The organism is Rhizobium azibense (assembly GCF_004342325.1).
GTDB lineage: Bacteria > Pseudomonadota > Alphaproteobacteria > Rhizobiales > Rhizobiaceae > Rhizobium > Rhizobium etli_B.
Window position 1 is genome coordinate 95632 of the sequence record NZ_SMBJ01000006.1, and the last position, 15098, is coordinate 110729.

13 protein-coding genes are annotated in these 15098 nt (G+C 57.5%); 5 read left to right on the top strand and 8 right to left on the bottom strand.

Annotated features, from left to right (window positions below):
• Positions 1–54: 54 nt before the first annotated feature.
• From EV130_RS16230 to EV130_RS16240, 3 genes are all read right to left on the bottom strand, one after another.
• The gene (locus EV130_RS16230) at positions 55–2253 is read right to left on the bottom strand and encodes a TonB-dependent siderophore receptor (protein ID WP_132660870.1); all 2199 of its coding nucleotides are present in this window, start codon (positions 2251–2253) and stop codon (positions 55–57) included.
• 166 nt (positions 2254–2419) lie between these two features.
• Positions 2420–3304, bottom strand: a complete 885-nt coding sequence (locus EV130_RS16235) for a helix-turn-helix domain-containing protein (protein WP_074064530.1) — start codon at positions 3302–3304, stop codon at positions 2420–2422.
• Between the two features lie 119 nt (positions 3305–3423).
• Complete coding sequence (locus EV130_RS16240; protein WP_074064529.1) at positions 3424–4257, bottom strand: amidohydrolase family protein; 834 nt, start codon at positions 4255–4257, stop codon at positions 3424–3426.
• Positions 4258–4413: 156 nt separating this feature from the next.
• Here EV130_RS16240 and EV130_RS16245 point away from each other — a divergent pair, with 156 nt between their 5' ends.
• Together EV130_RS16245 and EV130_RS16250 are read left to right on the top strand one after the other, a co-directional pair.
• The gene (locus EV130_RS16245) at positions 4414–4872 is read left to right on the top strand and encodes a YbaK/EbsC family protein (protein WP_074065656.1); all 459 of its coding nucleotides are present in this window, start codon (positions 4414–4416) and stop codon (positions 4870–4872) included.
• A gap of 85 nt (positions 4873–4957) precedes the next feature.
• Complete coding sequence (locus tag EV130_RS16250; RefSeq protein WP_132660872.1) at positions 4958–5983, top strand: Tim44 domain-containing protein; 1026 nt, start codon at positions 4958–4960, stop codon at positions 5981–5983.
• 2 nt (positions 5984–5985) lie between these two features.
• Here the strand turns inward: EV130_RS16250 and EV130_RS16255 are convergent, their stop codons facing one another.
• Entirely contained in the window at positions 5986–7263 is a 1278-nt protein-coding gene (locus EV130_RS16255; protein ID WP_074064527.1) for an L-fuconate dehydratase, read from the bottom strand.
• Positions 7264–7289: 26 nt separating this feature from the next.
• On the bottom strand, positions 7290–8024 hold the full coding sequence (locus EV130_RS16260) for an SDR family oxidoreductase (RefSeq protein WP_074064526.1): 735 nt from the start codon (positions 8022–8024) through the stop codon (positions 7290–7292).
• Between the two features lie 502 nt (positions 8025–8526).
• Between EV130_RS16260 and EV130_RS16265 the strand changes: the two genes are divergently transcribed.
• A complete protein-coding gene (locus EV130_RS16265) occupies positions 8527–8850 on the top strand; it encodes a hypothetical protein (RefSeq protein WP_081377237.1) in 324 nt (107 codons plus the stop codon).
• A 217-nt stretch (positions 8851–9067) separates the two neighbouring features.
• Here EV130_RS16265 and ppk2 read toward each other — a convergent pair whose 3' ends face one another.
• Positions 9068–9988, bottom strand: a complete 921-nt coding sequence (gene ppk2, locus EV130_RS16270) for a polyphosphate kinase 2 (protein WP_132660874.1) — start codon at positions 9986–9988, stop codon at positions 9068–9070.
• A gap of 354 nt (positions 9989–10342) precedes the next feature.
• On the opposite strand from ppk2, the gene EV130_RS16275 reads away from it, so the two are divergent.
• The gene (locus EV130_RS16275; RefSeq protein WP_074064524.1) at positions 10343–11119 is read left to right on the top strand and encodes a TIGR01458 family HAD-type hydrolase; all 777 of its coding nucleotides are present in this window, start codon (positions 10343–10345) and stop codon (positions 11117–11119) included.
• 303 nt (positions 11120–11422) lie between these two features.
• On the opposite strand, the gene EV130_RS33375 is transcribed toward EV130_RS16275, so the two are convergent.
• Positions 11423–11746 (bottom strand): DUF6665 family protein, encoded by a 324-nt coding sequence (locus EV130_RS33375; protein WP_074065654.1) that lies wholly within the window; start codon positions 11744–11746, stop codon positions 11423–11425.
• A gap of 1025 nt (positions 11747–12771) precedes the next feature.
• Positions 12772–13830, bottom strand: coding sequence for a substrate-binding domain-containing protein (locus EV130_RS16290; protein WP_074064522.1), 1059 nt, complete (start codon positions 13828–13830; stop codon positions 12772–12774).
• A gap of 260 nt (positions 13831–14090) precedes the next feature.
• Between EV130_RS16290 and EV130_RS16295 the strand changes: the two genes are divergently transcribed.
• A complete protein-coding gene (locus tag EV130_RS16295) occupies positions 14091–15077 on the top strand; it encodes an autoinducer 2 ABC transporter substrate-binding protein (RefSeq protein WP_074064521.1) in 987 nt (328 codons plus the stop codon).
• Positions 15078–15098 lie beyond the last annotated feature (21 nt).

Genomic DNA, 15098 nt, shown 5'->3' on the forward strand with positions numbered 1-15098 from the left:
GCACTGGGCTTCCGCACTGGCGGCTTCCTGCAAAACTCTACTTTGATTGTCAACTTACCACTTCTTGCTGAGCTTGAAGGTGATCGCGCGCGCATCGCCGTAACCGCAGGTGCTGAGACCACCGCAGCCCTTGACGTATTCCTTGTCGAAGAGATTGGTGACGTTGATGGAGGCGCCCCAATCTTCTTTCTCATATCGGATTGCGGCATCGAAGACGGCGGCGCCTGGCACCTTCTTGTTGTTCTCATTGTCTGCCCAGGACCAACCCTGATAGCGCACACCACCGCCCACGCTTAGGCCTTCCAGCACACCCCGCAACACGGTGTAGTCGAGCCATAAACTTGCTTGAACTTTGGGCTGGAGGTAGGGAGTGTTGCCGACGAGCGCCGAATTGGCGTCCTCGGTGATTTCAAGATCAGTGTAAGAGAAGCCGGCAATCGCTTTCCAGCTATCGGTGAGATTGGCTTTGCTCTCGAATTCGAAGCCGCGCGAACGCACTTCGCCAAGCTGACTTGAGAGCATCGTCGAGGGATCCGTTACGACAACGTTCTTCTTCGTGAGTTCGAAGAGCGATGCGGAAACTGTGCCGTCGAAGAAGGTCGGTTCGTATTTTATGCCGGCCTCGATCTGATTGCCTTCCTCCGGTTTGATATTACGGGTGAGGCTGGTTGCGACGATGGGGTTGAAGAAGGTCGCAATGCTGACATAGGGCGTTACGCCGTTTGCGAATTCATAGGCGAGGCCTGCACGCCCGCTGAAGGCTGTCTTGTCGTAACCATAAGCAAAATTTTGGTTCGGTGCCCAAAAGGTAGGACCGTTACGCGTTTGTGTATCGACATAGTCGTAGCGTCCGTTGAGGGTCGCCAGCCAGCCCTCGCCGAAATGGATCTGATCCTGCACGTAGGCTCCGACCTGCTGCTGGGTAATGACCTGATTGAGATAGATGCTGTTTTCCGGTTGTGGATTGCCGTAAACGGGATCGATAGGGTCAATCGGCATGGCGGCAGACGCGGCCTGAACGTGGTCGAGCCTGTAATATTTATAGTCAATGCCGACCATCACCTTATGCGTGCTCCGGCCAAGGTCGAATTCGTTCTCGGCGCGGTTGTCCATCGAGTAGGAATCGCTCGTGGATTTGTGTTCGAAACCGATACGGTTGAGCCAGTAATAATTTGGGTTGGTGGGATCGGTCGTGTTGATATATCCGAAACCATAAGGGCCAATCTCATGTTTTCTCAGATGACCGTAGCGAGCGCTCTGGGTAATTTTCCAGCCACTATCGAACTCGTGCTTGAGCTCGTAGCCGACCATCTGCTGCGCATAATTGCCTTGATCGATGTCGGGCTCACCGAGGAAAGCGTCGCGTGGAATCTTGCCGAAGGGAGCGTCGGCGACTGTGCCCTCATAGGGGAAAAAGCCGTTCCCGGTATGGACTTGATCCAACGCACCCACGTAGCCCCAGACGTTGACCATTGTCGCATCATCCGGAACCAGTGTCAGCTGCGGCATGATGAAACCACGCAGGTCATGGGAAAAATCGGAATAGTTATCGCCGCCGGCGACTTTGCCTGTCAGCCGATAGGTCATGGTATCGCTTGACCCGACCTTGTCCGAGAAATCCACGCCGGTGAAGGCGTTTCCATTACTGTTGATGCCGATATCTGTATAAAAGAGCGGCTCGTCGATTGGTCGCTTGCGAACGAGGTTGACGATCCCGCCCGGATTGGAGCCGCCATAAAGGACCGAGGCCGGCCCCTTGAGAACCTCGACGCGCTCCAGCATGAAAGGATCAATCTGGAAGCCGCCGAAACCATAGCTAAAGAGGTTGAGGCCGTCCATGAAGACACCCGTCTGCGTGGCGTCGAAGCCGCGGATATAGAACCAATCAGTATCGCCATCATTGCCGAAGGGTTGGGCATTGACACCGGGTGTGTAGGTGAGTGCCTCATCCACCTTGTTCACGACACCGCGGTCCTGCATTTCATCAGAACCGATAACCGACACCGATTGCGGTATCTGTCTCAGCAGTGTGTCGGACTTGGAACCGGTCGTGGAGCGCTTCGCCACATAGCCCTTGACGGGGCTCGTCCCAGTCGCCTCGGCGTTACCAGTTCCCCCCTCGGCCTGGATGATGACAGGCTTCAGCTCCGTTGCTTCCTGCGACGAAGCAGGCATTGCAGTTACGAGCCCGACGATGGCCATGCCCGTCGATAGCTGCGCCTTGAAGATGAGCCCCTTTGCATGCCCACGCATAATGTCTACCCCACTCGCACCGAGAAGCCTGTACCCCGCGGCCATGTCCTTTTGATAAGCTGAGCTTTTAACTCAAATTAAGGGTAGTGGATTGTCGCATTCGGTGGAATTTGAACGTTCTTGGGCAAATTATCGCATTGTCAACAAAAGCCCGCGCGGCGTTGTTTCAGGCAACCTGCGCCTTTTTCCAGTGGGCCGGCGTGGTGCCGACATTCTTGCGGAAGACACGCGTGAAATGCGCCTGATCGGAAAAGCCCGTCTCCGCGGCGATCGCCGGGAGCGTGAATTCGCCCTTTGAGAGCAATTGCTTGGCCCTGGTCAGCCGGGCGTTCGTTTGCCACTGGTGCGGCGCAACACCAGTGGACGCCTTGAAAGCGTGACTGAAATGCGATTGCGAAAGGCCAGTGAGATTTGCGAGCTCTTCCAGCCTGATATTGCGAAGGCAATTCTGATCGATAAACTCCAGTACGCGTCGAAGCTGCCAGCTTGCGAGCTTGCTTCGCTTGCGTGTCGGCGCTTTCGTGAGCTTCATCACGTCGATTATCAGCGATAAGCAAAGCCCATCACCATAAAGATCATGCAGGGGTTCGGGATTGATGCATTCCGTGGCGATCAAATTTGCGAGTGTCAAAACGCGCTCGTCGTGAAAAAGCAGCCGCGCATCATCGAGCCGCTTCGGATCGATATCCTCCATCAGCCGACGGCTGATGATATCTGCGTCGAAATGGATATCCAGATGACGGACGGAATGGACATCGACGAGATCGGCCCAAAGTTCCATGCCGGCCGGAACATAGGAAATCGGCCGTAGCGCGGTATCCTGAACCAACCCGCTGTTGTTGGGCGCCAACTTGATCCGCGAATTGCCCGGACCTCGCAGATCGAGAAGAATGAACAGCCGCGGATCGCTGGCAACATAATAGCCACCGGCATAAGGCGCGCACTCGACATCCCACACGTCTGCGACGATGCCGTTCCAGTTCCGGCGGTTCATCCCGCCAATTATGGAAAAGCCTTCGATCTTGTTTTGCATCCGCGGCTGAAATGTCATACCCGATCCCGCACGACTGCGTCATGAAAACCTTCATCAAAATCATGTTTTCCTATCCAAAACCTCGCGGATGAGCAATAGAAAAGCGGATACACACGTTGATAAGACTGCCTGCCCTGTCAAAGTCCGTAAAATCGCTCGCCGTTTGAGGCCCAGATCTTTTGCTTGTCGGCAGCAGGAAGGCTCTTCATGGCGTGTTCGAGCGTCTCGATCCAGGCGCTGTAATCGCCGACGAGATTAACCACTGGCCAGTCGCTGCCGAAGACGAGGCGATCGGGTCCGAAAATATCGAAGACCGCCTCGAGATAAGGTTGAAGCCGCTCCGGCGTCCAATCCGGACCGTCCTCGGTCACGATACCGGAGATCTTGCAATATACATGGTCGAAATCGCGGAAGCGTTCCATATCGCGTCGCCACGGTTCAAAATTGCCACTTCCGATTTCGGGCTTGGCCATGTGATCGACGATCACCGGCAGATCTGGATAGCGCTCGATGAACCTCACGATGTTGAGGATATGCCGCGGCTTGATCAATGCGTCGAACCGCAGACCATGTTCGAGCATGGCGCGGAAAGCTGGATCAAGTTCTTTCTTCAGGATCCAATCCTCTTCAGGCAGATCCTGAAGATAGGGACGGATGCTCTTCAGCTTAGCAAAGCGTGCCCAGCCACCAAGGTCGGCGGCAGCCGTCGGCGCGAGAAGATCAAGCCAGCCAACCACGCCCTTGATGAAATCCCGCCCGTCGGCAAGGCCGAGAAGATAACCGGTTTCATGAACGGAAGACGCAGCCGAAACGACAACGACGCCTTCGACGTTGTTCTTCTCCATCAGCGGAAGGGCGTCGCGCGGCCCATAATCGCGATAGAGCACCTTGTCGTCCGGCGACATCCAGAGTGAATAGTAGGGCTCCATCGCCAGCGTCCAGAAATGCATATGGCAGTCAACGCGCCGCATCGCTTACCTCCCTCAAAATGTCTCGCCGCGCCACAAAGAAGTCAGAAAACCGGCCTGCTCGCAAGTGCATCCAGGTTCGAAATGCGATTGAAATTCCTCGAGCATCAGATACTTTTCCAGGTCTGTTCAATCCCGATCCTGCTGGTCCTGTTGCCCATGAGCTTTGAATCCGTCCGCGCATTTTTCAGTGCACATGCACCTGAGATCGAAATCATCGAAACCGCCGAAAGCTCTTCGACAGTGGCGCGTGCAGCCGAAGCGCACGGAGTCGAGCCGGCGCAAATCGCCAAAACGATCTGCCTCAGGGTCGGTGATGAGACGATGCTCGTTGTGGCAAGCGGCACGGCTCGCCTCGATAACCGCAAATTCAAGGATGCATTCGGCGGCAAGGGCCGCATGCTGGGACCGGAAGAAGTCCTGGAAGTCACCAGCCATCCGGTGGGCGGCGTCTGCCCCTTTGGATTGCCTGCCCCAATTCCAGTCTATTGCGATGTTTCATTGAAGCGTTTCGACGAAGTCGTACCGGCCGCCGGCTCCACGCATTCGGCCGTTCGCATCACGACCGAACGGCTCGCCGAACTCACCAGCGCTACATGGGTCGACGTTTGCCAATAAGTCGGGTCGGCGAGCTTCAAATTGACGAGACAATACCTATATTACCTCGCAAACATGCCATGGTTGTTGCATGACAGGAGATATGATGCAGAGTGCCGTTTCGCGTTTTGCCAAGATTGCGGCGATAGCCGTTCTGACGAGCGCTACCGTTTTTGCTGCCTATAGCGATGCCGAGGCGCGCCGCGCTGGAAGTTTTGGCGGGTTCGGCAGCCGCGGAACGCGCACCTTTCAGGCGCCGCCGGTCACACGTACCGCGCCAGCCCCGGCCGCGCCGATGGAACGGTCGATGACGCCGCGCCCGCAGACACCTGCTACCGCCCAACAGCCTGTTAACGCCCAGCGTTCGGGTGGTCTATTCGGCGGCTTTGGCCGTTCGATGATCGGCGGACTGATCGCCGGCGGGCTGCTCGGCATGCTCCTCGGCCACGGTTTCGGCGGCGGCTTCGGCTTCCTGGGCATGCTGCTGCAGATTGCCCTGATCTTTGGCGCAGTCATGCTTGCCATGCGCTTGTTTGCAAATCGACGCCAGCCGTCCTACGGTGCGGCAGGCGGTGCGGCAGGCGGCCGGAGTGCCTCCTCCTACAGCAACATGTCGTCGAACAGCAATTCATCGTTTCGCATTCCGGCGATCGGCTCGGGTGCTGCAGGCTATCAACAGCAACAGCACCAGCGCAATGACAGGCCAAGCGACGAAATCGGATTGACGCAGGCAGATCTGGATCAGTTCGAGGAGCTGCTGACCAAGGTGCAGACCGCTTACGGCGCCGAGGACTATAATACCCTGCGCAAACTGACAACACCCGAAGCCATGTCCTATCTCGCCGAAGAACTCGGCGAAAACGCCACGAACGGCGTGCGCAACCGCGTCACGGACGTCAAGCTCCTGCAAGGTGACATCGCCGAAGCCTGGCGCGAGGACGGTCAGGATTATGCAACACTTGCAATGCGCTATTCGTCGATCGATGCAATGGTCGATTGCGACAGCGGACGCGTCGTTTCCGGTGACGATCGCCACCCTGGCGAAAGCACCGAAATCTGGACCTTTGTACGCAGAACCGGCGGCGACTGGAAGCTTGCAGCCATCCAAAGCACAGAGCAGCGCGCTGCCTGAAATCAGCCCTTGAAGGCGTAGTCGATGATCGATTGCGCCTTCATTTCAATTGAAAAACCAGGCTTTGACGGCGGCATATAGGCCGCGTCCTTAATCACGCACGGATCGAGGAAGTGTTCGTGCAAATGATCGACATATTCGATCACGCGGCCGTCCTTGCTGGCGGCCACGGCGACATAATCGATCATTGACAGATGTTGCACATATTCGCAAAGGCCGACGCCGCCCGCATGCGGCCATACCGGAAGACTGTATTTTGCGGCAAGCAGCAGTACGGCCAGCACCTCGTTCAGACCGCCCATCCGGCACGAATCGATCTGCACGATGTCGATCGCGCCTTCGGCGATGAATTGCTTGAACATGATCCGGTTTTGGCACATCTCGCCGGTTGCCACCTTGACCGGCCTGATTGCCTCACGAATTTTCCGGTGTCCGGCCACGTCATCGGGACTTGTCGGCTCCTCGATGAAGTAGGGATTGGCGAAGGCCAGTTCATTCACCCAGTCGATCGCCTGCTTGACCTCCCAGACCTGATTGGCATCGATCATCAAATAGCGGTCCGGACCAATCACCTCTCGGGCGATGCGCAGCCGGCGGATATCGTCCTGGAGATCGCGACCGACCTTCATCTTTACATGATCGAAGCCTGCGTCGATCGCTTCCTGGCAGAGACGGCGCAGCTTTGCATCATCATATCCGAGCCAGCCGGCAGAGGTCGTGTAGCAGGCGTAACCTTCTTTCTCGAGCGTTGCGATGCGCTCGGCCTTGCCCGCCTCGGCACGTCTCAGGATTGCGACCGCCTCGTCACGCGTCAGCACGTCGGTGAGGTAGCGGTAGTCGACGATGTCTGCGATCTCCTCCGCTCCCATCTCCGCGACCAGCCGCCACACAGGCTTTCCCGCCTGCTTTGCAAGAAGATCCCAGACAGCGTTGACCACGGCTCCCGTTGCCAAATGGATGGCGCCCTTTTCCGGACCAATCCAGCGAAGCTGGCTGTCGCCTGTCAGATGCCGCCAGAATCCACCTGGATCGGCGATAACCTCGCTGAGATCTGCGCCGACAACCAAATGCTCGATCGCCTTTATTGCCAGGCAGCAGATGTCGTTGCCTCGGCCGATCGTGAAGGTGAGCCCGTGGCCAGAAAGCCCCGGCTCGTCCGTATTCAAGATAACGTAGGCCGCCGAATAGTCCGGGTCCGGGTTCATCGCATCGGAGCCGTCGAGGCTTTGCGAGGTGGGAAAGCGAAGATCAAAGACGCTAAGGCCGGTAATGACGGTCATGGGTTCCTCCCGAACTGGCCGGGCGGTTAGATCGTCCAGCCGCCGTCGATCGCGTAGGCCTGTCCGCTTGTATAGGTAGCACCGGCAAGATAGACGGCAAGATCGCCAATCTCCTCCGGCGTACCGAGACGGCCCATCGGCTGACGAGAAATAAAGGCAGCTCGCGCCTCATCATAATCGCCCTGCGCGCGCATGCGATCCTGCAGCGACGGGCTTTCGACCGTGCCGGGGCAAATGGCGTTGCAACGGACGCCGTAAGCGACGTAATCGGCGGCAACAGACTTCGTAAGGCCGATTACTGCCGCTTTCGTGACGCCATAGGCAAAGCGGTTCGGCACACCCTTGATGCTGGAGGCAACCGAAGCCATGTTGATGATCGCCCCGTCCTTGCGCTCCAGCATGCCGGGTAGCACGGCGCGGATCGTGCGGATCATCGCCTTGACATTGAGGTCGAAAGCGAATTCCAGGTCGCCATCCTGCATCTCCAGAATGGATCCGGCATGCACAAAGCCGGCGCAGTTGAACAGCACGTCGACCGCGCCGATTTCAGCGACCAATGCCTTCACGGCCCCCTCATCGAGCACGTTCAACTTGTGCGTCGACACCCCGGTGTCAGCGGCAAGCGTAGCCAGTGCATTCATATTGATATCCGTCGCGTGAACCTTGGCCCCGGCTTTCTGAAAGGCGATTGCGCTGGCACGGCCGATGCCTTGCGCTGCCGCGGTGATCAGAACGGTCTTGCCGGAAAGAGTGATGGTCATGTCTTGGCCTTCTCAAGGTTTCAATACGTCGGTTAGCGCTCGGTTTCATCGGTGCCGAACCTGAACGGCGGCTCTTATGGTGTCAATCGAATAGTGAAACTGTCTATCCCTCGACGTCGACGGAGACTATATCCAGGTCGTGGTCGTCAAGTCCTGGCTGGCGATTTGAAGGCCCGTTCCACCAATTTGCCCGCAGCGTCAAAACACGTACACTCTAGCCTGGCGAGGTTGACGACCAGGTATGCTCGGATCGTTTTTCAAAAAGAAAGCCGCATCTGCAGGAGTGCCTCATTGAAAACCCGGGCAAGCGTCCCAAGAATAACCCAGCCGCCTGGGTTCTGGCGGCGACTTTGCAGTCAAGCAGCATGCGCTCCGATGCTGGCAGCGACAAAAGCATCGGGGCGCAAAATCGGGCAACCCGTCGATTGACCCCGCGCCGGCGCATTTGGAACATTCGATATTCCAGAGTGTTTCCACGACAAGCGAACGAAGGAGGGTTCTCATGCTCTCCATTCAAGAAAATGTTGTCAGTTGCACGAGGCGCATCGGCGCATATGCCGTCGGACTTTTGTGCGGATTGGCGCTTGCCCAGCCGCTCGCCAGTCAGTCGGATCGCTGCCAGGCGCCAGACCAGCCGCAGAATCCGGCCCGCGCCTTTGAGAACGGCACTTCACCACCCAAGAATGGGTCGTCGGACACTTCGAAATTGTCTGATTGCAACGGCGTGCTAAAGCCGCCGTCGATCGGCGACGGAGACTTGGTCAAGCCTGCGCCGCCTATCGGCAACACTCCCGTAATCCGGCCGGATCTTCCGCAGCAGCAGTAGGCACAATTGTGCCCGGATGTACAAACATGACCAGTTGCGACGACTAAGCTGCCGCGCTCGTGCGGATCGTGCTGGAGGCGAGAACCTGTTCGTCATCTCTACACACAAGGAACCTTTTCAAACATTATCACGTGCCCCTGAGGAGACCTGAAGACGAACCAGCCGGCGGCTAGACGTTGCTCGGATCCCGCATGTCTTCGATGCTTTTTGAGCTGCCTCAGTATTTCGGCGGCACGTAGAGCTCCGGCGGAAGGACTTTGCGTTCGTAGTCGGGGTTAAATACTCGCTCCGGGAGCGTGATGTCCTCATGCGCCACGTCTTCGTAGGGAATCTGCGTCAACAGGTGGTCGATGCAGTTGAGGCGGGCCCGCTTTTTGTCGTTGCCTTCGACAATGTACCAGGGCGCCTCAGGGATATTCGTGCGGGCGAAGGTCTCTTCCTTTGCCTTGGTATAAGCTTCCCACCGGACCCGTGATTGCAAATCCATCGGCGACAGCTTCCACTGTTTCAGGGGATCGTGGATGCGCATCAAAAAACGCATCTGCTGTTCCTCGTCGGTGATCGAGAACCAGTATTTGACCAGTCGGATGCCGGAGCGCACCAGCATGCGCTCGAACTCGGGCACATCGTTGAAGAACTGTTCCACCTGGTCTTCGCTCGCAAAGCCCATGACGCGCTCAACACCGGACCGATTATACCAGGACCGATCGAAGAGCACGATCTCGCCACCGGCTGGCAGATGTGGCACGTAACGCTGGAAATACCATTGCGTTTTCTCCCGGTCCGATGGCGCCGGCAGCGCGACCACTCTCACTACGCGGGGGTTGAGTCGCTGCGTGATGCGCTTGATCACGCCACCCTTGCCGGCCGAATCGCGCCCCTCGAAGATCACGACGACCTTCTCCCTGTGATAAGATACCCAGTCCTGCAATTTGATCAGCTCGGCCTGCAGCGCCAGGAGCGCGCGGAAGTAATCGACGCGCGGCATTGGGGGCGGATGCGACGTGCGATAGATCTTGCGGATTTCTTCCGACAGCGCCGGTTCGGAGAGCTCGAGTTCGTAGTCCTCATCGAGCGTATCGGCCAATTCGGCTTCCAGCCATTCTGGTTTATCGAGATCATCCTTTGGCATATTCATATCTTTCTCTCCCCGCATGTGCCACGCAATGGCAATTTGTTTCACGCCTGTATGACGGGATTTTGAAGCCATAGTGAGCTCAACGACCCGTGCGGCTGATGGGTTCGATATAGCGGTTAATGCAGGCGTGCGTAAAACAACGTCTCAAGAAAGCGCGCTGCGTTTTTGAAAACGACGATCCCCGCCATTCTGTGGGCTTGACCTTGCCGAAAATGCCATTAACCACGAGGCGGCCGTGGAAGTTGAGAGTTAGTGGGCTGAGTGACAAGACCTGCGATTTCCTGCGGGCTCACCGATGGCGACCGGCGAATTCCTAAATTTGACGCGCGATGCTTTGGCGTTCATTCTGCGCCCATGATCAGCGGAGTACTTCTGGATCTCGCTGGGGTTGTCTACGACGGCGAGGACGTCATACCGGGCGCTATCGATGCTGTTGCACGTTTGCGCGGAGCCGGCTTGCTCATCCGGTTCGTGAGCAACACGACACGCTCGAACAAACCGGCGCTTTTGACGCGACTTTTACGAATTGGACTTCACACCACAAGCGATGAGCTGTTTACCCCGGCGCAAGCCGCGCGCCAATGGCTGGTTGAGCACGATCGATCGCCATACCTATTGGTTCATCCCGATCTCGAACCGGACTTCCACGGTCTCGCAGGAGGATCAAAGAAAGCTCTTGTTGTCGGTGACGCCGGCGAGGCTTTCGACTACCAGACCCTGAATGCCGCATTTCGCGAGCTGCTCGAAGGCGCGGAATTCCTAGGGTTAGCGCCGAATCGGACCTTCCAGGATGTCGACGGCAAACTCAGTCTCGACGCGGGCGCGTTCATCGCGGCACTGGAGTACGCAAGTCAGAGGCGTGCCACCATCCTGGGAAAGCCGTCACCCGAATTTTTCCTGTCCGCGCTCGCCGGAATGAACTGTCCGAAAGCAAAGGCCGTAGTGGTAGGCGATGACGCAGAATCGGACGTCGCTGGCGCCTTGCGGGCCGGACTTTCGAAAGCAGTGCTCGTGCGCACAGGCAAGTATCGTGGCGGAGACGAGACACGCTTCAAGCCTGCACCAACTGTAACGGTCGACGATATCTCGGCTGCGGCGGACTGGATACTTGCGGCACGCAACATCCAATGAAACCCGTAGCGATGCATCGCAGCGGCAGCCGCTTGGCGAGGGTTTTCAAATCCACCGGCGAACTTCCCACGGGTTCAGCTCTGCGACCGCTCCGCACGAGGCTGGCTGCTATCGCCACTGATACGATACGCCGCCGGTCGCCTTGGCCCCTCGACAGCAATGGGGAGTATTCTCATGCGGCAATTTCAGTGTTTGTGTTTGTCGCACTTTATCTCGCAACGCTGTCAGCGCTTTCGTTGCATTAACCGGCGCGCCCTGAACGCGCACTTCCTTTTGCTGTCGGATGGAAGCCAGCCTATGACTTCATCGTCGTATTACCCCGACCCTCGCCAGCACTTCGTCGGGAATCCCATATCGTTTGACGAAATCCGCATTATTGCGGAGTCCGCAGATCTCCCGCTGAATGAACAATGCCCAGACAGCCTCCGAGGCGTCATTCAACAAGCCTTCTCGATCAGCTGTGCGACTATCGTCTCGCCTTGAGGCAGCAAGCTTAGCAAGTGCCGCCTCGACTTTACGGCCCTGACGGCCAAGTGCATTGGCCCGCTCCGAGGCAAGTTCATATTCCAGGGGGCTGATTGCCGTATTCGCCCGATCCGAGAACGATCGCGGTGGTCTGAAACTCACGAAATGCCTTTCCAGGTTAGCAAGCTTTGCCATCAGCCTCAATGGGAACTGTGACCGGCCGTGACGCCTGCTGATCAAGCAAAGCGACACGGCAATGCCGACCAGAAGCCCGATTTCGAAGCTTCGAACGGCGCTGGCGTGACGATCTCGCAAGCGTAAAGAGGAACAGTTCCGCCTCATGCAAGTTTGGTACTATATGACGCAAGATCAAGAGGAGGAGACAGTGTGGATAATCTCGATTGGCGCAATTTTCATCATATGCGGCATTCTTCTCCTTTGTCGGGAGGCTCTTGATCGACGGCCTCTCAGCGATCCTCACCAATCATCCCTTAGCGGGCGGACACTGGAACCCAGGAGCCAAGGAGTCCGATTTCTAGGGTTGACGAGGAACTGGCTAGGTGCGGGCCTGATTGCGGCCGGAGCAGCGTTCTTGTCGCTGGTAGCGTTCATGTAATGCGTTTGAATGCGAGGTCGTTTGGGGCTGGCTACGCGGAGCATTGTCGGCATTCTGCTGCCAATGCTATCTTAGCCATCCGAAGCGAACTAGGTGGAAAATGCCATAAACGCGCAGCATCGCGAAGCGTCGATTTGTCAAGCTTATCGAGGGGTTGAAAGCGTGGGCTACCGGGCGAAATGAACGCCGAAGTACCGATCAAATGACGGGCAGTCAAAGGCCGAACCTTCCAATCCCGAAAAGCCCCCTTACCGCAACACGTTGATTTGCCGTCCTGCCGGCAACCACAGCTTCGCTTGGCAGATGCCTTGTGAACGGCCACCCCAACCATGGCAAAGAAAAGCGCTAAGTGAAGTGAGCGGGGCGCAGTGGCAAAGGGAGGTTTGAAGCGTGCACCGGTTCTGAGCATGAATTGGTTCGCTCCGCCGATCGCGACACCGAAAGCGATCCGCAGGTGGCCCACCAGCCAAGCAGAATTGGCCGTAAGGGCCTCGGAAGGATCGACGAGAAAACCGCAACAACCACACCACCAGCGGCAAAGGCAGCGGTGGTCGTGGGGCCTGTAATAAGGTCAGTCGATGTCCTTCAATGCGTCGAGGGGGCCGGCCAGCGCCGTGCGGGGCTTGATGAGTTCCGGCCGGATCATATGAACGGTTGGTGCGGACCGCGGCTCTTCCATGACCTCGAATGCCTTTGCCAGCATGCTCTCGATATCCTGCCTTATCATGATCACGGGAAAGGGCAGGAAGGACGCGAAGGGATCATAGTCGTAGCAGCCGACCACCATGTCGGCGAAGGTCTCGTGTGGATGACCAGCCATGAAACGAAGAAAACCTTCGAAGTTGATGGATGAATTGACGAAGAGTGCGCGCGGCAGCCGGCCTTCCTGCTTGTAGAATGCTTCGAAGGCGATGCGCGTGTTGTTTGGCGAATAGCCTGTCGTTTGAATGCAAATGTCGGGGTCGCCTGCGAGCAGCTCGCGTTTGACGGCGCGAAAGCCGCGGATGCGCTCGTGGCTTGCATGGTCGTTGCGGCCGCCGAAGAGGTAGAGCTCTTCGGGTGCAAGGGGCTTATCTGCGGGAAACTGTCGGATAATCGCTTCCGTTAACATCCGCCCGCCCTCGTAGTTGTCGCTGATGACGGAGGCAACCTTGCTGCCTGGAAGATCGATGTTGATGTGCTTCAGCCCTGCCTTCTCGCAGACCTCGTGTACGCCGTCTGGATCGGTCGCACCGCAGATGAAGAGCTCATCGATCGAATAGGAAATGAGCGTCGCTGCCGTATCGCGCTCTTCCTGGGGATCGCGGCTGGCGCTGACGACGATGGGGCACTGGCCCTTGCTGCGCACATGCGCCTCGAAAGTCTGGGCCATGGAGGAGAAGTAGCGGTTGTCATGGACCGGCAGCAGCAGACCGACCAGACCAGACCTGGAGCTGCGCAGTCCCTGGGCCTGCCGGTTTGCAGTATACTGGTACTTCTCTGCAAGATCGCGGATCAGTGCGGCGGTCGTTTCCTTGATACGCCGCTTGCGCCAAGTGCCGTTCAGCACGGCGCTGACTGTCGAGGGCGAGTTGCCCGACAGCACCGACAGGTCGTAGATCGTCGCCTTCTTCCTCATGCCGTTCTTCATGCAAAACCTTGAATTTTCCTTAGTGCCGATTTCGAAGCGGCGAAAGGCGTTTCCGCTTGACGAAAATATAACTCTGACCGATAGTCTTTGCACTATCGATTGTGCACGTAAAAATATCGATTGTGCAACGGTGGCGCTGCTTGAGGAGGCGGCTTTCAAGGGAGGCGGGAAATCACATTCTTCGCCAGTTACTTGCAACGGGAGGCCGGCGGTCTTCAGCAGGCCCTGTGCCCATCCCGAAACGATCGAGGAGGAACAAAATGAGGAAATTGCTCGTCGCCGCATTCGCGGCTTCGCTGTCGCTGGCAGCCGCTTTTGGCGGCGCCCTTGCGCAGGAGGCCGGAAAGGTCGGTGTCGTCGTCAAGATCGGCGGCATTCCATGGTTCAACGCGATGGAAGCCGGCATCAAGGAAAAAGGTGCCGCGCTCGGTATCGATGCCTTCATGATTGGGCCGACCAGTGCCGATCCGGCGCTGCAGGTCCGCGCCATCGAGGATCTCATAGCCCAGGGCGTGAAGGTGATCGGTGTCGTACCCAACGATGCGAAAGTGCTGGAGCCAGTCCTCACCAAGGCGAAAGAAAACGGCATCATTGTCATCACGCATGAATCACCCGGTCAAAAGGGTGCGGATTGGAATTTCGAACTCGCCTCGGCCAACGGATTCGGCGAAGCGCATGCCGAGCTTCTTGCAAAGAAGATGGGCGGCAAGGGAAAATATGCGGTCTTCGTCGGCTCGCTCACCGTACCGTTGCACAATGCTTGGGCCGATGCGGCGATTGACTATCTCAAAGAAAAATATCCGGAGATGGAAGTGGTCGGCGAGCGTTACGGCGTTGCAGAAGATGCCGACAAGAGCCGATCGACTGCGCTCGACCTGATCTCGGCCAATCCAGACCTCAAGGGCTTCCTCGCCTTTGGCAGCCAGGGGCCGATCGGCGCCGGCCGTGCCGTGGAAGAGCGCCGCAAGGTTGGCGAGATCTTCGTACTCGGGCCCTTCTCGCCGGGCCAGGGCCAGAAACTCATTAAATCCGACGCGATTTCCGGCGGCTTCATGTGGAATCCGAAACAGGCCGGCGAAGTCTTCGTGACGCTCGCCGACAAGCTCATGAAGGGCGAGAAGATCAAGGCAGGTGACGAGATCGAGGGCCTCGGGAAGATCAATCCGACCGGAAATGATATTATCGTCGATCAGCTCGTGACCATCAACAAGGATACGGTCGACGAACTCGCGGCCATGGGCCTCTAAACCTTTCGAAGGCACCTCCCA